Annotated in this window: 17 protein-coding genes; 6 read left to right on the forward strand and 11 right to left on the reverse strand. The window is 72.7% G+C overall.

The window, feature by feature from the left end; translation table 11 throughout:
• The 3 genes from BJ999_RS08145 to BJ999_RS08155 form a co-directional block, all read right to left on the reverse strand.
• On the reverse strand, positions 1–576 hold the full coding sequence (locus tag BJ999_RS08145) for a hypothetical protein (RefSeq protein ID WP_179832711.1): 576 nt from the start codon (positions 574–576) through the stop codon (positions 1–3).
• A 155-nt stretch (positions 577–731) separates the two neighbouring features.
• The gene (locus tag BJ999_RS08150; RefSeq protein ID WP_179832712.1) at positions 732–2,807 is read right to left on the reverse strand and encodes a vWA domain-containing protein; all 2,076 of its coding nucleotides are present in this window, start codon (positions 2,805–2,807) and stop codon (positions 732–734) included.
• Positions 2,808–2,844: 37 nt separating this feature from the next.
• The gene (locus BJ999_RS08155; protein WP_373292721.1) at positions 2,845–4,296 is read right to left on the reverse strand and encodes a sigma 54-interacting transcriptional regulator; all 1,452 of its coding nucleotides are present in this window, start codon (positions 4,294–4,296) and stop codon (positions 2,845–2,847) included.
• Positions 4,297–4,450: 154 nt separating this feature from the next.
• Between BJ999_RS08155 and BJ999_RS08160 the strand changes: the two genes are divergently transcribed.
• From BJ999_RS08160 to ilvA, 3 genes are all read left to right on the forward strand, one after another.
• Positions 4,451–5,632: an FIST signal transduction protein gene (locus BJ999_RS08160; protein ID WP_179832713.1), complete on the forward strand. Its 1,182-nt coding sequence runs from the start codon at positions 4,451–4,453 to the stop codon at positions 5,630–5,632.
• Positions 5,633–5,637: 5 nt separating this feature from the next.
• Positions 5,638–6,573, forward strand: coding sequence for an ROK family protein (locus BJ999_RS08165; RefSeq protein WP_308427253.1), 936 nt, complete (start codon positions 5,638–5,640; stop codon positions 6,571–6,573).
• A 74-nt stretch (positions 6,574–6,647) separates the two neighbouring features.
• Positions 6,648–7,886: a threonine ammonia-lyase gene (ilvA, locus tag BJ999_RS08170; RefSeq protein ID WP_179832715.1), complete on the forward strand. Its 1,239-nt coding sequence runs from the start codon at positions 6,648–6,650 to the stop codon at positions 7,884–7,886.
• 52 nt (positions 7,887–7,938) lie between these two features.
• Here ilvA and BJ999_RS08175 read toward each other — a convergent pair whose 3' ends face one another.
• The 6 genes from BJ999_RS08175 to hppD all read right to left on the reverse strand — a co-directional run bounded on the left by BJ999_RS08175 (position 7,939) and on the right by hppD (position 15,904).
• The gene (locus BJ999_RS08175; protein ID WP_179832716.1) at positions 7,939–9,360 is read right to left on the reverse strand and encodes a M1 family metallopeptidase; all 1,422 of its coding nucleotides are present in this window, start codon (positions 9,358–9,360) and stop codon (positions 7,939–7,941) included.
• 137 nt (positions 9,361–9,497) lie between these two features.
• On the reverse strand, positions 9,498–10,973 hold the full coding sequence (locus tag BJ999_RS08180; RefSeq protein WP_229810263.1) for a M1 family metallopeptidase: 1,476 nt from the start codon (positions 10,971–10,973) through the stop codon (positions 9,498–9,500).
• Positions 10,974–11,075: 102 nt separating this feature from the next.
• A complete protein-coding gene (locus tag BJ999_RS08185; protein WP_179832717.1) occupies positions 11,076–12,689 on the reverse strand; it encodes a M1 family metallopeptidase in 1,614 nt (537 codons plus the stop codon).
• 81 nt (positions 12,690–12,770) lie between these two features.
• A complete protein-coding gene (locus tag BJ999_RS08190; protein WP_179832718.1) occupies positions 12,771–13,766 on the reverse strand; it encodes an RDD family protein in 996 nt (331 codons plus the stop codon).
• A 99-nt stretch (positions 13,767–13,865) separates the two neighbouring features.
• Complete coding sequence (locus BJ999_RS42880) at positions 13,866–14,660, reverse strand: RDD family protein (protein WP_179832719.1); 795 nt, start codon at positions 14,658–14,660, stop codon at positions 13,866–13,868.
• Between the two features lie 152 nt (positions 14,661–14,812).
• Positions 14,813–15,904: a 4-hydroxyphenylpyruvate dioxygenase gene (gene hppD, locus BJ999_RS08200; protein ID WP_179832720.1), complete on the reverse strand. Its 1,092-nt coding sequence runs from the start codon at positions 15,902–15,904 to the stop codon at positions 14,813–14,815.
• A gap of 128 nt (positions 15,905–16,032) precedes the next feature.
• On the opposite strand from hppD, the gene BJ999_RS08205 reads away from it, so the two are divergent.
• The gene (locus BJ999_RS08205) at positions 16,033–16,539 is read left to right on the forward strand and encodes an Lrp/AsnC family transcriptional regulator (RefSeq protein ID WP_179832721.1); all 507 of its coding nucleotides are present in this window, start codon (positions 16,033–16,035) and stop codon (positions 16,537–16,539) included.
• A 72-nt stretch (positions 16,540–16,611) separates the two neighbouring features.
• Here the strand turns inward: BJ999_RS08205 and greA are convergent, their stop codons facing one another.
• Complete coding sequence (gene greA / locus BJ999_RS08210; RefSeq protein WP_179832722.1) at positions 16,612–17,112, reverse strand: transcription elongation factor GreA; 501 nt, start codon at positions 17,110–17,112, stop codon at positions 16,612–16,614.
• Positions 17,113–17,307: 195 nt separating this feature from the next.
• Positions 17,308–17,691 carry a DUF4307 domain-containing protein gene (locus BJ999_RS08215; protein WP_179832723.1) on the reverse strand — a complete coding sequence of 128 codons (384 nt, stop codon included), beginning with the start codon at positions 17,689–17,691 and terminating at the stop codon, positions 17,308–17,310.
• Between the two features lie 201 nt (positions 17,692–17,892).
• On the opposite strand from BJ999_RS08215, the gene mca reads away from it, so the two are divergent.
• The gene (gene mca / locus BJ999_RS08220) at positions 17,893–18,756 is read left to right on the forward strand and encodes a mycothiol conjugate amidase Mca (RefSeq protein WP_179838408.1); all 864 of its coding nucleotides are present in this window, start codon (positions 17,893–17,895) and stop codon (positions 18,754–18,756) included.
• A complete protein-coding gene (locus BJ999_RS08225) occupies positions 18,756–18,998 on the forward strand; it encodes a hypothetical protein (protein ID WP_179832724.1) in 243 nt (80 codons plus the stop codon). Before mca ends, BJ999_RS08225 begins: the two co-directional genes overlap by 1 nt.
• Positions 18,999–19,018 lie beyond the last annotated feature (20 nt).

Consider the following 19,018-nt stretch of genomic DNA (forward strand, 5'->3'; position numbering starts at 1 on the left):
TCAGCCGTTCCAGACCATCAGGACGAGGATCACCAGCCAGATCAGCGCGACGACGCCGGACATGGCGGCCAGCCGCCCCCGCTCCACCTGGGCGATCTCACCGGTGGCGGCCGCCGGCTCCGCGGTGGCTCCGGCGGCGGGGGCCCCGGCCTCCGCCGCGCCGCCTTCGGCCTCGACGCCGCCCTCCTTGGCCTCCCCGGCCTTCTCGGTCGCGGCGGGACGGGCCGCGACGGGCGCGGGCACCGCCTCGGCCGCCGCGACCTCCAGCAGGTGCACCGCCTTGCGCTGGTCGCGCTCGACGATCAGCAGCAGCACCAGCGCGACGACGAACAGCGTCATCGACACCGTCAGCCACACCTCGGCGAGATCGCCCTTCGCCAGCCCGAGCCCGATCAGGAAGATCCCCAGCGTCCCGATCCCGTAGATCTGGGTGGTCCGGTGGAGGTAACGCACCACGACCACGTTGCGCTTGCGGATGTAGCGGGGCGTGGACATCGTGGCGGCGGTCAGCGGCCCCAGAGTGAAGATCGCGAACCCGATGTGGAGGAAGAGCAGGATGCGGTCCGAAGTCGACATGGGCCGACCTTAGTTCATTGCTTTTCTCTCCACCTTCGGGCCTGGCGGCCCTCCAACGTCGACAAAAGCGGCGATCGCCGGCATCGCTTCGCTCGCGTCTCCGCCCCCGGGCCTGCCTTCGGACGCGATCGCGACCATCGAGGTCGTCGCGTGGTTCAGCGCCTGATTCTCAGGTAGTCGCTGATGACGTACTCGCCGAGCCGGTCGGCGTCGGGCGCGAAGACCCGGCCGCCGTTGCGCTGCGCGACCTCCTCCACGAACGACACGAGCCGCCGGTCCTCGGCGAGCATGAAGAAGTTCATGCAGGCGCCGCGCCGGGTCATCTTGTCGACCTCGGCGAGGGTGAGCACGAGCGTGTCGGTGGACGGCGGGTAGTCGAACAGCGAGCGGCCGTCCGGCCGCAGGTGCGCGGTGGGCTCGCCGTCGGTGACGACGAGGACGATCGGCTCGAAGTCGGGGTGCCGGTCCAGGTGCCGTCCGGCGATCATCAGGGCGTGGTGCAGGTTGGTGCCCTGCACCATGTCCCAGTCGAGGCCCGCCATCTCCGTGGGGTGCAGCACCCGCGCGTAGTTGGAGAACCCGATGATCTGGATGGCGTCCTGCGGGAACTTGCTGGTCACGAGCGTGTGCAGGGCCAGCGTGGTCTGCTTGGCGGCCGCCCACGTCCCGCGCAGCACCATCGAGTAGGACAGGTCGACGAGCAGGCAGACGGCGGCGCCGGTGCGGCGCTCGGTCTCGTGCACCTCGAAGTCGTCCACGCTCAGCCGCACGCCGTCCGGGCGCCGCGCGCCGTTTCCGCCGACCGCCACGGCGTCGGAGGTGCCCACGGGTTCGGCGAGCCTCGCATCCGCGGGCGGGGGGACGAGGCCGGTGCCGCGTTCCCCGGTCCCGTTCGAGGTCGTCCCGCGCTCCATGGCGCTGCGCCGGATCGCGTTGCTCACCGTCCGGACCACGTCGAGGGGCTGCTCGTCGCCGAACCGCCACTCGCGGCTGGAGCCGGTCAGCTCGCCCGCCTGGCCCGCGTCCCGCTGGTCGTGGTCGCCGCGCCGGCCGGACGCCAGCTGGGAGAACACCCGGCGCAGCGCGGTCTCGCCGAGCCGCCGCACCGCCTTCGGCGTCAGCTCCAGCTTCCCGCGCTTGCGCTGAAGGTAGCCCTGCCGCTCCAGTTCGGCCTCGATGCGGCGCAGCTCGGCGAGGTCGTCGACGGCCTGCCGGCCGAGGGCCCGCCGGACGGCGTCCTCGTCGATGTCGTCGAGCCGTGCGCCTGGGTAGTCCTGCCCGAGCGCCGCCTCCAGCTCGCTGAGGTCGGCCAGCTCCGCCAGCGCGGTCGTGGCGTCGCCCACGCCGAGCGGGTCGTCGCCGGTCATCTGCTCGGGCTGCCCCCAGCCGAGGTCGGGGCGGCGGGTCCGCAGCGCGTCGCCGAGCCGGGTCATCTCCATGGCGAGGCCCGCGTCCTGCATGGCCTGCTCCATGAGGCCGGCCAGCTCGGCGCGCTGCTCGGGGCTGAGCGAGGCGAGCAGCCGGTCCATCGCGGCGGCGCGGCGGGCCAGCGCGTCGACCAGCTCTTCGAGGTTCTGCGGATCGTCGGGGAACATGTCCCCGTACTCGCCCATGAACCGGTCGAAGTCATCCTGGGTGTGCTCGCCGCGCGCGTCCCGCTCCAGCATCGCGTTGAGGTCGGCCATCATGTCCTTGACCCGCTGCATGGCGGCCGGATCCTGGTTCTCCAGGGCCTGCTTCATGCCCTGGAACTGCGCGTCGAGGACCTCGCGGCGCAGCAGGTCCTTCAGCTGCTCGAAGGTGCGGCGGGCGGCGGCGGAGCGCCAGTCGTAGTCCGACAGCCGCCGGATCGCCTGCGAGGTGTCGGACGGCAGCATGTCCAGCTCCGCCTCGCGCAGCCGCGCGTCGTCGCCCGGGTCGGGGAACAGCTCGGCCCGCTCCTGCCCGATCGCGGTGTCCAGCAGCGCGCGGGCCTGCTCCAGCGTGCCGTCGAGGCGGCCCCGGTCGCGCAGCGCACGGCGCCGCTCCCTGACCTGGCGCAGCATGTCGTCGAGCCCCCGGCGCGGCTGGGCGCCCGGCAGGCCGCGCCGCAGCAGCTCGCGGAGCGCGTCGTCGGGGCGGGTGCCGTCCAGCACCGAGTCGCCCACGGCGTCCAGCGCGTCGCGGACGTCGTAGGGAGGCGCGAGCGGGTCGGGCCCGTCCTCGTAGGCGCCGTAGCGGTATCGGCTCATCGAATCCCCTTGCGCGTGGAGACCTCGGGGCGGGGTGTCACGTCCGGTACGTCGCCGTCCCGTCGGACCGCCCCTCGGCGACGTCCTTGGAGAGCCGCCGGGTGAGGAACAGCCCCTCCAGGGCGAACTCGATCGCCGCCGCGGCCTGCCCCGGGGACTCCCCGCTCATGCCGAGCCTTTCCATGATCTTGGCGAGGCCGGGCACCTGGCCGGTGCGCCGCAGCAGCTCGCGCGCCGGCACCAGCTCGCCCGACTCCACGCTCTCCCCGGAGTCGAACTTGTCGAGCAGGCCGGTGAGGTCGGCGGCGCCCAGCGTCCGGCGGTAGGTCTCGGCGACCGCGCGGCGCAGCAGGTGCTCCAGCACCTCCTGCTCGCGGCCCTCCTCGCTGACCTCGAACTCCACCTTGCCCATCAGCGACGGCACCACGGCCGGCAGGTCGCAGACCCGCGCGACGGCGTGCTCCTCCCCGGTGAGCGCCGCGCGGCGCACAGCGCCCGCCGCGACGGTCTCGGCCCCCGCGAGCGCGAACCGCGCCGACACACCCGACCGCGCGTCCACCGCCGTCGAGTCGCGGACGAGCCGGGTGAACCGCCCGATCACCTCGACCATGTGGTCGGGCACCTCGGCGGGCAGGCCCGCGAGGTCGGCGAAGTCGGCCTCCTGGCGGATCAGCGCGAGCTCGGCGTCCAGTTCGAGGGGGTAGTGGGTGCGGATCTCGGCGCCGAAGCGGTCCTTCAGCGGCGTGATGATCCGGCCCCGGTTGGTGTAGTCCTCGGGGTTGGCGGACGCGACGAGCAGCACGTCCAGCGGCAGCCGCAGCGCGTAGCCGCGGACCTGGACGTCGCGCTCCTCCAGCACGTTCAGCAGCGCCACCTGGATCCGCTCGGCGAGGTCGGGCAGCTCGTTGATGGAGAAGATCCCGCGGTTGGTGCGCGGGACGAGCCCGAAGTGCACGGTCTCCGGGTCGCCGAGCGTGCGGCCCTCCGCCACCTTGATCGGGTCGACGTCGCCGATCAGGTCGCCGACGCTGGTGTCGGGCGTGGCGAGCTTCTCCCCGTAGCGGTCGTCGCGATGCTTCCACTCGACCGGAAGCGCGTCGCCCAGCTCCCCCGCGAGCCGGCGGCAGCGCACGCAGACCGGCGCGTACGGGTGGTCGTTGATCTCGCAGCCCGCCACCACGGGGGTCCACTCGTCCAGCAGTCCGACCAGGGTGCGGATCAGCCGCGTCTTGCCCTGCCCGCGCTCGCCCAGCAGCACCAGGTCGTGCCCGGCCAGCAGGGCTCGCTCCAGATGGGGCAGGACGGTCTCGTCGAACCCGAGGATGCCGGGGAAGCGCGGCTCGCCGGATCTCAGCCGGCCGAGCAGGTTGCGCCGGATCTCGGCCTTGACGGGAAGCCGCACGTGACCGGTGGCGCGCAGCGCGCCCAGCGTCGATTCACGGGGTGCGGATTCGCCGGAGGAGGACTCGCGTGGTGTGGATGAACGCACGCGACCGACACTACGTCCCGGCCCGGGGAATCGCACCCCCGCCGGGGATTCGCCCGCCCTGTCCCGTCTCGCCGGCGTTTGGGTGGAACGGTCGCGGAGGGGGAGACTGGTGGTGTGAAGCGACCCGGCGAACGGAGTGAGGGAGGCGGCGCCGATGGCGCGATTCGGTGATGGCCTGGCCCTCGGACCCGATCTGTCCAGCGCCGCCACGACGGCGGTCGAGCAGGCGCTCGCGCCGCTCAGCGCGGCGCCCGACCTGGTGTGCGTGTTCGTCACCGGCGACGACCCGGGCCAGATCGAGGAGGCCGCGCAGGCGGCGCAGCGCGCGGCCGGTCCCGCGCTGCTGCTGGGGTGCAGCGCGTCCGGTGTGATCGGGGCCGGGCGCGGCGTGGAGGAGCGGGGCGCGGTGAGCGCGTGGGCGGCGGTGCTGCCCGGCGCGCGGCTCGACGCGTTCCGGCTGGAGACGCTGAAGGGCGACGACCGGCTCATCGTGGTCGGCATGCCGGAGGCCCAGGACGACGACGCGGTCGGCGTGCTGCTGGCCGACCCGTACAGCTTCCCGGTGGACGCGTTCGTGGAGCGCTCGGACGAGGCGCTGCCCGGCCTGCCGCTGGTCGGCGGGCTGGCCGAGGGCAGCGGGGTCGGCGGCGAGACCGGGCAAGGCGAGGCGCGGCTGTTCGTCGGCGGCGAGGTGTACCGGGACGGCGCGGTCGGCGTGGTGATCGGCGGGTCCGTCGCCGCCGCCACGGTGGTCAGCCAGGGCGCCCGCCCGATCGGCCCGGACATGGTGGTGACCAGGGCCGAGGAGAACGTCCTGTACGAGCTGGCGGGGGTGCCGGCGCTGGAGAAGCTGGAACAGATCGTCCTCGGGCTGCCGGAGGAGGAGCAGGAGCTCGCCGGGCGCGGGCTGCTGATCGGCGTCGCGATGGACGAGTACGCCGACGAGCACGAGCACGGCGACTTCCTCGTCCGCGGCGTCGTGGGCGCCGACACCGACACCGGCGCCATCGCGATCGGCGACGTGGTGGACGTGGGGCGCACCGTCCGGTTCCAGGTCCGGGACGCGGGCGCCGCCGAGGAGGACCTCGCCGCGCTGCTGGAGCGGTTCGACCTCGCGCCGGTCGAGGGCGCGCTGCTGATCTCCTGCAACGGCCGCGGGCAGGCGATGTTCCCCGACTCCGACCATGACGCCAAGGTGCTGGACCGCGCCTTCGGCCCCGCCGGGGTGGGCGGCTTCTTCGCGGCGGGGGAGATCGGCCCGGTCGCGGGACGCAACCACGTGCACGGCTTCACCGCCTCGATCCTCGCGTTCGGCCGGGCCGAGGAGGGCGTTTGAGCGCCGTGCTCGCGGTGGACGTCGGCGGGACGAAGCTCGCCGCCGCGCTGGTCGAACCCGACGGGCGCGTCACCGCCCACGACCGGGCCCCCACCCCCAACTCGCCGGACGTGGACGGGGAGGAGCTGTGGCGGGCGCTGGAGGCGCTGCTCGCCAAGCTCGCCGCCGGCGCCGGGGACCCGCCCCTCGCGGGCGTCGGGGTGGGCTGCGGAGGGCCGATGACCTGGCCGGCAGCCGAGGTGTCGCCGCTGAACATCCCGGCGTGGCGGGGCTTCCCGCTGCGCGATCGGCTCCGCGCCCGGTACCCGGGCCTGCCCGTCCGCATCCACAACGACGCGGTCTGCGTCGCGATCGGCGAGCACTGGCTCGGCGCGGGGCGCGGGCACGACAACGTCCTCGGCATGGTGGTGTCCACGGGCGTCGGCGGCGGGCTCATGCTCGGCGGGCGCCTGGTGAACGGCGCCAGCGGCAACGCCGGGCACATCGGGCACGTCATCGTCGAGCCCGGCGGGCCGCCCTGCGGATGCGGGGGCCGCGGCTGCCTGGAGGCGGTCGCGCGCGGCCCGGGGCTGGTCGCGTGGGCGCGGGAGCAGGGCTGGCGGTCCGGGAGCGCGGGCGCCACCGGCGTGGAGCTCACCGACGACGCCCGCCGCGGGGACCCGGTCGCGGGCGCGGCGATGCGCCGGGCGGGCCGCGCCCTCGGCATCGCGATCGCGTCCGCGACGCACCTGTGCGATCTGGAGGTCGCCGCGATCGGCGGCGGGCTCTCGCAGGCGGGACGGCTGCTGTTCGACCCGATGGAGGAGGCGTTCGGCGAGCACGCGCGGATGGAGTTCGCGCGCCGGCTGCGGATCGTCCCGGCCGAGCTCGGGCAGACCGCGGGCCTCGTCGGCGCCGCCGCCCTGGTCTACGCCCAAGATCGTTATTGGAGTGCCGGATAGGCCGGGCATGCAAGGATGAATGAATGAGCGAAGCGGCCCGGGGGGTGTGGGGGGGCGCCCCCCCACGAGCGAGTATGAGCGACTCTGGTCCGGCCTCCATCGATGTCGACGACGTCCGCGCCGCCAGGGAGCTGCTGGGCGGGGTGGCCGTGCCGACGCCGCTGATCCCCTCCCGGGTGCTGTCGGAGCAGATCGGCGGGCCCGTCCTGCTGAAGTGCGAGAACCTGCAGCGCACCGGCTCCTTCAAGATCCGGGGCGCGTACGTGCGGATCGCGCGGCTGAGCGAGCGGGAGCGGGCGGGCGGCGTGGTCGCGGCGAGCGCGGGCAACCACGCGCAGGGCGTCGCGCTCGCCGCCTCGATGCTCGGCTGCAAGGCCACCGTGTTCATGCCCGTCGGCGCCCCGCTCCCGAAGATCGCCGCGACCCGCGGCTACGGCGCCGAGGTCGTCTTCCCTGGGCCGACCGTGGACGACTGCCTCGTCGCCGCGCAGGAGTACGCGGACGAGTGCGGCGCGGTGTTCATCCACCCGTTCGACCACCCTGACGTCGTCACGGGGCAGGCCACGATCGGCCTGGAGGTCATGGAGCAGTGCCCGGAGGCGCGGACGATCGTGTCGCCGGTGGGCGGCGGCGGCCTGCTGGCCGGGGTCGCGGCGGCGGTGAAGGGCCTGGCGAAGGAGACCGGCGGCGGGGATGTCAAGCTCGTCGGCGCGCAGGCCAAGCGGGCCGCGGCGTTCCCGCCGTCGCTCGCAGCGGGCAGGCCCACCCAGATCGGGATCGAGCGCACGATGGCGGACGGCATCGCGGTCGGCCGTCCCGGTGAGCTGACCTACGCCATGTTCACCGAGCTGGTGGACGCCGTCGTCACCGTGACCGAGGAGTCGATCTCCCAGGCCCTGCTGCTCTGCCTCGAACGCGCCAAGCAGGTCGTCGAGCCGGCGGGGGCGGCGGGCGTCGCGGCGCTGCTGGAGCACGGCTACGCCGTCGAGCCGCCCGTCGTGGTGCTGCTGTCGGGCGGCAACATCGACCCGCTGCTGCTGTCGAAGGTGCTGCGGCACGGGCTCGCGGGCGCGGGGCGTTACCTGGTGGTGCGCTGCCGCCTGAAGGACCGTCCGGGCGCCCTGGTGACCCTGCTGAGCGAACTGGCCGAGTTGGGCGTCAACGTCCTGGACGTCATGCACGAGCGGATGGCGGCCCGCCTCCATGTCGAGGAGGCCGAGGTGCTCATGCACCTGGAGACCCGCGGGGCCGACCACTCCGAGGACGTCATCGGCCGCCTCCGCGAGAAGGGCTACACCCTCACGCTGAGCTAGCCGCGCGCGGCCGGCTCAGCGTGAGGGTGCGGTGTCACGGCCGAGCGGGGTTCTACAGGGACGGCTTGCCCTCGGAGTAGAGCCAGGCCTTGGCCCAGGCGTCCAGGTCCTTGCGGGACAGGCGCTCGGCGAAGCGGACGAAGTCCTTCGTGGAGGCGTTGCCGTACCGGTAGGCGGCCGGCCACGCCTTCAGCAGAGCCGAGAAGGCCCGCTCGCCGATCTTCGTGCGCAGCACGTGGACGGCCATCGCGCCGCGGTCGTAGACGAGCCCGTCGAAGATGTGGTCGCGGCCCGGGTCGGCGACCCTGCCCGTCCACAGGCCGTTGCTCGCGGGCGTCGCGTAGGTCTCGTCGAACTGCTTCTGGACGGACGTGCCGCCGTGCGCCGCCGCGTACAGCCACTCGGAGTACGTCGCGAAGCCCTCGTTCAGCCAGATGTCGGCCCACCTGGCCGGGGACACCGAGTCGCCGAACCACTGGTGGCCCAGCTCGTGCGCGAGCAGGTCGGTGCTCGGGATGCCGCCCGGACGGCGCCCGAGGTCGTACACGGGGCGGCCCTGCGTCTCCAGCGCGTAGCCGACCCCGGCCTTGACGACGATCCCGCCCGTCGAGGTGAACGGGTAGCGGCCGTAGAGCCGGTTCTGGAAGTCGGTGACCTCGGCGGTCTGGTCGTGGAACTTCTTCGCGTCCTCCGGCTTGATGGCCATGGCCCGGTCGGTGGCGGTCAGGTTGGGGATGCCCGCCTTCGTCCGTCCGGTGGTCACGTCGTACCGGCCGATGGCGATCATGGCGAGCTCGCTGGCCATCGGGTTGCGGACGTCCCAGCGCGTGGTCGTCCAGCCGCCCGCGGTCCGCCTGCCGCGCGGGTCGCCGTTGGCGAGCGTGGTGAGGCCGCTCGGAGCCGTCAGCGTGTAGGTGTAGGTCGCCTTGTCGGTCGGGTGGTCGTTCACCGGGTAGACGGTGGCCGCGCCGAACGGCTGGTTGAGCATCACCGCGCCGTCGGGGGTGGGCACCCAGCCGGACACGCCCAGCGCGTCGTCGTTGACCGTCTGCGGAACGCCGGAGTACGCCACGGTCACGGTGAAGGCGCGGCGGTCCCGGATGCCCTTGCGCGGGGTGATGACCAGCTCCTGGGCGCCCGTCCGCGTGTAGGACGCGGCGCGGCCGTCGACCTTCACGGAGGAGATCTTCAGCGGGCCGAGGAAGTCCAGGTCGAACCGGGACAGGTTCTGCGTCGCCCGCGCCGTCACGCGGGTCACCGCCTGGATCCCCTTGGTCGCGGGGTCGTATTTCAGGCCGATGTCGTAGTGGGCGACGTCGTAGCCGCCGTTGCCCATGTCGGGGAAGTAGGGGTCGCCCGCGCCGGGCGCCCCGGGGGTGAACCGCTCGGCGGCGCCGGCGGGTGCCGCGGTCACCGCGAGGCTCGCCGCGACGCCCAGCGTCACGGCCGCCAGCGCTCTGGGGGTTCTGCTCATCGACCTCGTCCTCGGTAGCCTGGGTGGACCGTCATGACAGCGCTCAAGACTTTCTCGTGAACCGGGTCCGCACAAGCGCGATTTGATATCGAATCTGCCTGTCAGGTGAGGTTTCTGTGGCGGAATCCGGTGTCCGGTCACCAACTCAGCGGTTTGGTCTCCGAACTGAGCCACGCCTGGAACAGCGTCGTGAGCCTTTGGCCCGACACCCGTTCGGCCAGCGCGGTGAACTGCGGCGTCGTGGCGGTGGAGTGGCGGTGCTCGGCCGTCCACGTCCGCAGGATCGTGAAGAACGCCCTGTCGCCGACCCGCTCGCGGAGGGCCTGGAGCGTCATCGCGCCGCGGACGTAGACGGAGAAGCCGAACATCTTCGCGGCGCCCGGCGCGCCCGGCGGCGGGCTGAAGATCGGCGAGCTCGCGGGCTGCGCGTAGTACCGCTTGAAGATCTTCTCGGCCGAGTCCGTGCCGGTGCGCTCGCGCCACAACCACTCGGCGTAGGTCGCGAAGCCCTCGTTCAGCCAGATGTCGCTCCAGTGGTGCAGCCCGACGCTGTCACCGAACCACTGGTGGGCCATTTCGTGGACGATGAAGCCGTCGTCCGGCGCGAAGCCGCCATAGACGGGGCGTTCCTGGGTCTCCAGGGCATAGCCGAGCTTCGGGTCGTCGACGATGCCGCCCGCCGTCGCGAACGGGTACGGGCCGAAGAGCGGTGCCGCCCACTTCATCACCTTGACGGTGGTGCTCTCCAGCCGCTCGGCGGCCGAGCGGAACGCGGGGTCCACGGCCGTGATCACCGGGACGCCGTCCACCTCGGTCCGCCGCACCTGGAACCGTCCGATGGCGACCGTGGCCAGGTAGCTCGCCATCGGCGCGTCCTCGGTCCACGTGTAGGTGGTGGTCGCGATGCCGGTGCGGACGGGACCGGGACGCCCGTTCGCCACGGCGCGCAGGTCCCTCGGGACGGTGATGCGGAACGCGTACGTGGCCTTGTCGCGGGGGTGGTCGTTCACCGGCAGCCAGGTGGACGCGCCATCCGGCTCGGAGGCGACGACCGCGCCGTCCTTGCTCGGGACCCACCCGTAGGCGCCGAACGCCTTGTTCCCGATCGGCTCCGGTCTGCCCGCGTACCGGACGGCGACCCGGAACGTCCGTCCGGCGCGGATCGGCTCGGCGGGCGTGACCACGAGCTCCCGGCCGGCGCGACGGTGGCGCGCCGCCCGGCCGTCCACCGCGACGGCGGTGATCTGCGGGCCGCGGAAGTCGAGGTCGAACGCGGACAGGTCCTGGGTGGCGGTCGCGGTGACCGTGACCGCCGCGTCGACCGCTCCCGTCCTGGCGCCCGCGTAGGCCAGCGCGACGTCGTAGTGGGCGACGTCGTAGCCGCCGTTGCCCGCGCCCTCGAAGTAGGGGTCGCCCAGGCCGGGCGCTCCCGGGGAGGCCGTGCCGCACATGTCCGGCGGCGGCACGGCGGGCGGCAAGGGCTGTGGACAAGGTGCGGCCGCCCGCCGCTCCGCCGCGGCGCCCGGATCCTTGGACGCGGACGCGGCGCCGGGCGATCCGACCAGGATCGCGGCGGTCAAGGCCGCGGTCATCCGCCGAGATGGCCCGTTCATCAGGCCGATGATGGCGCGCGCCCGCCCCGCGCGGACGGCGACCGGCCCGCCTTTCCCCAATCCTTGCCGGGCCTTCACCCGCAGCAGACCGGGATCACCGCGTCACTTGGACGGACGGCCCTTCTGGTACAGCCAGTCGTCGAAGAACGCGTCCAGCTTCTTGCCCGACACGCGGTTCGCCGTCGCGATGAACTGCTTCGTCGTCCCGGCGGCGTGCCGGTGCTCCTTCGTCCAGGTCTGGAGGATCTTGTAGAACACGTCCTCGCCGACCCGGCCGCGCAGCGCGACCAGCGTCATGCCGCCCCGGTCGTACACCGACCGGCCGAACATCTGCTTGCGCCCGGGGTCGCCGGGCGGGACGTCCCACAGCTCCCCGCCGCCGATGCCGTTGTAGGCCTCGTCGAAGTGCTCCTGGACCGTCTGGCCGCCGGTCTTCTCGTCCCACAGCCACTCGGCGTAGGTCGCGAAGCCCTCGTTCAGCCAGATGTCCTGCCACCGCGACAGGCTGACGCTGTCGCCGAACCACTGGTGCGCCAGCTCGTGCGCGACGATGGTCGGCTGGAGCCCGAACGCCCCGTACACGGGCCGCGTCTGCGTCTCCAGCGCGAAGCCGACGTCGGCGTTGTCGATCAGGCCGCCGGTGGAGGAGAACGGGTACGGGCCGAACAGCTTCGACCACTCGTCGATGACCCGGCCGTTCAGCTGGTGGAACTGGTCGATGTTCACACCGGAGGTGGTCGCGTCCACGGCGGTGATATTGGGGATGCCCCCGGCCGTCTTGCCCGTCCGCACCGCGAACCGGCCGACGTCGACGGTGGCCAGGTAGGTGGCCATCGGGTCCTTGACCCGCCACTTCGAGGTCGTCACGGCACCCGCGGCGGCGCGGTGGCCGACCGGCACGACGCCCGGACCGTCCGTCGGGCCGTCCGTCGGCTCGGTGGGCGGAGTCTCGGTGGGCGGCCCGCCGGGCAGGCCCGGCGGGGTTCCGGGCGCGCCGCCGCCGGAGTCCTGCGGCGGCGTGTCCGGCTCGCCGTTGGCGATCGCCGTCAGGCCCTGCGGGACCGTGATCTCGAAGTCGAAGGTGGCCTTGTCGCTCGGATGGTCGTTGCTCGGGAACCACGTGTGCGCGCCGCTCGGCTGGCACGCCACGAAGACGCCGTCGGACGTGCGGATCCAGCCGTACCGGCCGAGCACCGGGTCCGACACCGGGCGCGGCGTCCCCGAGTAGGCGATCACCGTGGTGAAGGTGCTGCCCTGCTCCAGGGGCTTGGCGGGCGTCACCTCCAGCTCCCCGCCGCCGCGCTGCTGCCGCGCGGGCGCGCCGTCCACCTTGATGGAGGACACGTCCAGGCCGGTCAGGTCGAGGTTGAACCGGGCGAGCTTCGCGGTCGCCTTGGCGGTGATCGTCGCGACGCCGTCGAGCTGCTTCGGGCCGTCCGGGGTGATGGTGAGCTTCAGCCCGTAGTGCTGGACGTCGTAGCCGCCGTTGCCGTTGCCCGGCACGTAGTCGTCGCCCGCGGTGGTGGGGCCCGCCGGGCCGTTCACCACCGGTCCCTTGGACGGGCCGGAGGCGCCCGGGTCCTTGAACGGGGTCTGGCAGGCTGCGGTCAGCGACCCCGCGAGGGCGAGGGCGGCCAGCCCCGGGACGCCGCGCGACGCGGCGCCGCGGACGGCCCTTGAGCCGTTACGACGGGGACTGGGTGAGTTTCCGGCCATATGCACGCCGTCCAGCCTGCCCGGACGAGACCCCGCCCGGCAACTCGGACGGTGCCGGAAAGCCCGCCGGCGGGGGCGATGTCAGCGGTGGGAGTAGGGATTGGGCCGGTACGGGTCGGCCTTGACGACGACCGTCCGCGCCACCTTGCAGTGGAGCGCCTGCTTGCGCTGGTCCCAGAGGATCCACGCGATGTCGATCAGGCCGATGCACCCGCAGATGCCGCCGAGCACGCTGTAGAACGCGGAGCGGCCCGCGGCCTGGCCGGTGGTGATCGCCTGCCCGTCGTCGGCCCGCACGACCCGCGTCCGCACCAGCATCTTGCCGAGGGTCTGCCCCCACTTGGCGTGCATCAGCCAGAAGTAGAAGAAGGCCAGCACGACGCTGATCGCGTTCGTCCCCACCCGGGCGCCGTCGTACATGGAGGTGCCCGGTTCCGGGTCGACGACGTCGTTCCAGTTGATGAACGGGATCGAGATCAGGCCCGCCACGATGCCGATGACGATGAGGTCGACGATGCCCCCGCCCAGCCGCGCCCAGCGGCTCGCCAGCTCCCCGGAAGGGTGCGGGTACCCGCCCGCCCCGTAGCCGGGGTGCTGCTGCCCGTACCCCGGCTGGGCCCCGTAGGGCTGTTCGCCGTACTGCTGCTGCTGCTGCCACTGCCCCTGCTCGCCGTAGGGCTGCTGGCCATACGGTTGCTGGCCATACTGCTGCTGGCCGTACGGCTGCTGCTCGCCGTAGGGCTGCTGTCCGCCGTACTGCTGCTGCCCGCCCCACTGTTGCTCCCCGTAGGGCTGCTGGCCGTACTGCTGCTGGCCGTACTGCTGCTGGCCGTACTGCTGCTGGCCGTACTGCTGCTGGCCGTACTGCTGCTGGCCGTACTGCTGTTGCCCGCCGGGCGGCTGTTGGCCTCCCTGCGGTGGCTGCTCGCCGTACGGAGGCTGCTGGCCCTGGGGTCGTTCACCATACGGCTGCCGGCCGCCATAGGGGCCCGGCCGGTCGGGGTGCTCCTGGTCCCCGTGCGGCCGGTCGTCTTCCGGCTCTCGCCCGGACGCGGGGTCGTGCGGCGGTTGCGTCATGCCGTGAGGGTCGCCGCGTGACCGCGACCCAACCCTGCCGCGCCCGGGTGGAGCCGGAATGTTTACCCCCGCATGACCAGGCTCTTACCGGGGACGCGGTCAGGACCGGGTCTGGTCGCGGGCGTAGGGGTTCGGCGTCCACGGCGTCGCCTTCACCACCACCGTCCCGGCCACCTTGTCGTGCAGCGCCTGGCGCCGTTCGTCCCACAGGATCCAGGCGTTGTCGAGCAGGCCAACGAGCCCGAGGATCCCCGCGACCGGCGTGAGGAGGTTCAGCGCGCCCGTCGTCACGCTGATGGCGTAGACGAAGGCCTGCCGTCCGAGCGCCTGGCCCCAGCTCACCGCCGACAGGTCGGATGCCCGCACCAGCCGGATGCCGAACGCCTTCTTGCCGAGCGTCTGGCCCCATCGGGCGTGCAGAACGGTGAAGTACACGAAGCCCAGCAGGAACGCGATCGCGTACCCGCCGATGAGGCGCGGAATGTTGTAGAGGTCCAGCGGGTCGGTCATCGGCTCGCCCGATCTGGCCATGTCCTGCAGCCGGTCCCAGCGGATCGAGAACAGGACGGCCGGCGTCGCCGCGATGCCGAGCAGGACGCTGTCGAGGATTCCGGCGCCGAGCCGCGCGCCCCGTCCCGCGATCACGTCCTGCGGCCCCTGCGGACCGGGGTGGTGGTAGCCGGGAGGGCCGTAGCCCGGGACCGGCGGCGCCTGCGGCGGCGGGGCGCCGGGGTGGCCGTACCCGGGCGCGGGGGCGGCCTGGGCCGGAGGCCCGCCGTAGGAGCCCTGGTACGGCGGCGGGCGTTCGGGCGAGGCGGGGGCCTCGCCCGGCGGCCGGTCCGGGGGCTGCCAGCCGCTGTCCGGCTTCGGGGTGTCCTGGGGTGGTTCGCTCATGGCCCCACAGTGTGCCCGGTACGGGCGGCGCGCGGTCGCCCGGGCGACGACCGGCCCCGGACGCGGGCGCGTCCGGGGCCGGGTCCCCCGAGTCCGGGCACCGCGGCGTCGAGGCTCGCCGCGGTGCCACGGGTGTCACCGGTGGCGCGGTGTCACAGGTTGCCGCGGCGCTCCTGCTCCCGCTCGATCGCCTCGAACAGCGCCTTGAAGTTGCCCTTGCCGAAGCCGAGCGAGCCGTGCCGCTCGATCAGCTCGAAGAACACGGTCGGACGGTCCTGGACGGGCTTGGTGAAGATCTGCAGCAGGTAGCCGTCCTCGTCCCGGTCGACCAGGATCCGGCGCCTCTGCAGTTCTTCGATCGGGACCCGGACCTGGCCGATGCGCTCGCGCAGCTCGGGGTCCTCGTAGTAGGAGTCGGGGCTCTCCAGGAACTCCACGCCCGCGGCGCGCATCCGGTCGACCGAGGCCAGGATGTCGTTCGTGGCGAGCGCGATGTGCTGGACGCCCGGGCCGCCGTAGAACTCCAGGTACTCGTCGATCTGCGACTTGCGCCTGCTCTCCGCGGGCTCGTTCAGGGGGAACTTCACCTTGCGGGTGCCGTCCGCGACGACCTTGGACATCAGCGCCGAGTACTCGGTCGCGATGTCGTCGCCGACGAACTCCGCCATGTCGGTGAAGCCCATGACTCGGTGGTAGAAGTCGGCCCACTCGTCCATGCGCTCGACGTTGCCGACGCAGTGGTCGATCGCCTGGAAGAACCGCTTGCCCACCGGCTCCACGATCGGCTCGGCGGGCTCGAACCCGGGCAGGTAGGGGCCGGTGTAGTTGGAGCGGTCGACCAGCGTGTGCCGGGTCTCGCCGTAGGTGGCGATCGCCGCGACCGTCGCCTTGCCGTACCGGTCCTCCAGGACGTGCGGCTCCTGCAGGCCGGTGGCGCCCTTCGCGAGCGCATGCCGGTAGGCGTGCTCGACGTCGGGCACCTCGATCGCGAGGTCCACGACACCGTCGCCGTGCTCGGCGATGTGCCGCCCGAGCTCGGTGCCCGCCTTCACCGGTCCGCGGAACACGAACCGGGCGCCGCCCGACTCCAGCACGTGCACCGCCTCGTCCGGGCTGCCGTTCTCCGGGCCCCGGTAGGCGACCCTGCGCATCCCGAACGCGGTCGAGTAGTAGTGGGCGGCCTGTTTGGCGTTGCCGACGGCGAAGACGACGGCGTCCATACCCTTGACCGGAAACTCATCCATGCCACCTAATCTCGACATGTGCCTGCAAGGTGCGCAAGAGCGGGCTGAAACACTGGTCAATCTGTACAGTGCGACCGCGATCCGACCGGTCGCTCTGTACATGGTGACCACGACCACAGGAGGGTGCCGTGCCGATCGACGAACTGGACGGCCGGCTGATCGAGCTGTTCGCCGCCGAGCCCCGGGTCGGCGTCCTGGAGGCGTCCCGGCGGCTCGGGGTCGCGCGCGGCACCGTCCAGGCGCGGCTGGACCGGCTCGCGCGGGACGGCGTCATCGCCGGCCACGGCCCGGAGATCGACCCGGCCGCGCTCGGCTACGGGGTGACGGCCTTCGTCACGCTGCAACTGCGGCAGGCGGGCGGCCACGACCCGGTGGCGGCCCGGCTCGCCCAGGTGCCCGAGGTGATCGAGGCCCACACCATCACCGGCCCCGGCGACATGCTGTGCCGCATCGTCGCCCGCAGCAACACCGACCTCCAGCGCGTCATCGACGTCATCGTGGACGTCGCCGGCGTGGAGCGCGCCTCCTCGGTGATCTCCCTCGCCACCCAGATCCCGTACCGCACCCTCCCCCTCGTCCGCGCGGTGTCCGCACCCGCCGGGGGCGGACCGCCCGGTGGACGTCCGCGGAGGTAGGGCCGCACAAGCGACGACCGCCGGGCGGGAGCCGCCCGGCGGTCGTCGTCTGCGCGGTGTCGAACCCGGCGGCTACGCGCCGCCGTAGGGGGTGGCGTCGAGGACCTCCACGGTCATCGAGCGGCCGTTGGGGAGGTTGTAGGTGGCCTTGTCGCCGACCTTCTTGCCGTCGATGGCGGCACCGAGCGGCGACTTCGGGGAGTAGACGTCGATGGGGGCGCCGACCTCCTCGCGGGAGGCGAGCAGGAACGTCACCTCCTCGTCGTCGCCCTCGAACGAGACCGTGACGGTCATGCCGGGCCCGACGACGCCCTCCGTGCGCGGGGCCTCGCCGACGCGGGCGTTCTCCAGGATGCCCTGGAGCTGGAGGATCCGGCCCTCGATCTTGCCCTGCTCCTCCTTGGCCGCGTGGTAGCCGCCGTTCTCGCGCAGGTCGCCCTCCTCCCGCGCCGCCTCGATCTTCTGAGCGATCTCGATGCGGCCCGGGCCCGACAGGTGGTCCAGCTCAGCCTTGAGCCGGTCGTACGCCTCCTGGGTGAGCCAGGTGACGTTGTCAGCGCGGGTCTCGGTCACGGGTACTCCTCATCCACATGGTGCGATCTCACCCGCCCCCGCGGGCGGGAGTCACATCGACATGAAGTGCGGCTGGGTGAAACCTCAAGCCTATCCGGTGTGTGCGGGTAAAGGTTCCCTGAACACGGCGTCCGCAATCCGCCAAACCGTGTCTCGTCACTCACCGGGCGTATCGGTCGGCCGGTCGCGGCGGTGTCAGACCTTGCGGCAGTCGCGGATCCTGGCCCCGGTCGCCCGCCGCGGCGTCTGCAGCGTCTCCGTCCCCTTCACGCTGGACTTCCCGGAGGGAGCCGAGACCTCCTTCTGCGCGAGCACCGCGAAGGCGGTGTCGTAGGCGTCCACCGTGCAGCGCACGTCGTCGTCCTTCCCCTTGGCCACCGTGTAGTTGATCTCGACCGACGTGTCGGTGATGTCGTAGGTGACGGTCTGCGGGACGATCCCGGGCGTCTGCCCCGTGTGCGCGGCGAGGACGCCGAAGCCGGCCGCCATCACCGCCGCGAGGAGGCCGATGACCGCCAGGCCGAGCCGGCTCCGCCGGGACTCGGCCGGAGCCGCTGCTTTCGACACGCTCGTCGTCATGGCGGGAATCCTCGTGCGGGGTTCGGACGTTGTCAGGGACAATTCATTCTCGTCTGTCATGGCGCGTGCCTCGAACCGGGGGCCGCTCAACAGTCCGGAGAGGGAGACCCCCAAGTGTCCGAGGTCATCGACGGTACGTCCGACGTCTTCGACGGCGCGGCGCTCGAACGGCCGTGCGGCGGCGACGAGCCCCTGCGTCTCATGGCGGTGCACGCGCACCCCGACGACGAGTCCAGCAAGGGCGCGGCCACGATGGCGCGCTACGTGGCCGACGGCGTCGAGGTCCTCGTCGTCACCTGCACCGGCGGTGAACGCGGCGACATCCTGAACCCGGCGATGGACCGTCCCGAGGTCAAGGCCGACATCGGCAAGGTCCGCGAGGCAGAGATGGCGCGGGCCCGCGAGATCCTCGGCGTCGGCCAGCGCTGGCTCGGGTTCGTCGACTCCGGCTTCCCCGAGGGCGACCCGCTGCCGCCGCTGCCGGAGGGCTGCTTCGCCCTGGAGCCGCTGGAGACCGCGACCGAGCCGCTGGTGCGCGCGGTCCGCGAGTTCCGCCCGCACGTGATGCTCACCTACGACGAGAAGGGCGGCTACCCCCACCCCGACCACGTGAAGTGCCACGAGGTGTCGGTGGAGGCGTTCGAGGCCGCGGGCGACCCGGAGCGCTACCCGGGCACCGGCGACCCCTGGCAGCCGCTGAAGCTCTACTACCACATGACCTTCAGCAAGGGCCGCATCCTCGCGCTGCATTCCGCCATGGAGAAGGCCGGCCTGGAGTCGCCCTATGGCGACTGGCTGAAGCGCTTCGAGGAGGAGGGCGACGAGCCCGCCAGGTGGGAGGTCACCACGCGGGTCCCCTGCGCCGACCACTTCGAGACCCGTGACCAGGCCCTGCTCGCCCACGCCACCCAGATCGACCCGAACGGTTTCTGGTTCGTCGTCCCGCTGGACGTCCAGCGCGAGGCATGGCCGACCGAGGACTACCATTTGGCCAGGTCCCTGGTCGACACGGAACTGCCGGAGGACGACCTGTTCGCCGGCATCCGGGAGAAGGTGTGTCTGTGATGCCTGCCGTCTACGCCATGCCGCTGAACGACGACACGGTCAGCCCCGGCGTCCTCGGCTTCGTGGTGTTCCTCCTCCTGCTGGCTGCGACGGTCTTCCTGATCCGGTCGATGGGCAAGCAGATGAAGAAGATCCAGGCGCCCCGCGAGGCCGACCTGAGGCAGCAGGAGTGGGAGCGCGCGGAGGCCGCCAAGGCGGCCAAGGCCAGTGCGGCCGCCAAGCCCTCCGACGACGACGCCTGACCCGGCCGGGCCCCGGCGCC

The sequence above is a fragment of the Actinomadura citrea genome (assembly GCF_013409045.1).
In the GTDB taxonomy this organism is placed as follows: domain Bacteria; phylum Actinomycetota; class Actinomycetes; order Streptosporangiales; family Streptosporangiaceae; genus Spirillospora; species Spirillospora citrea.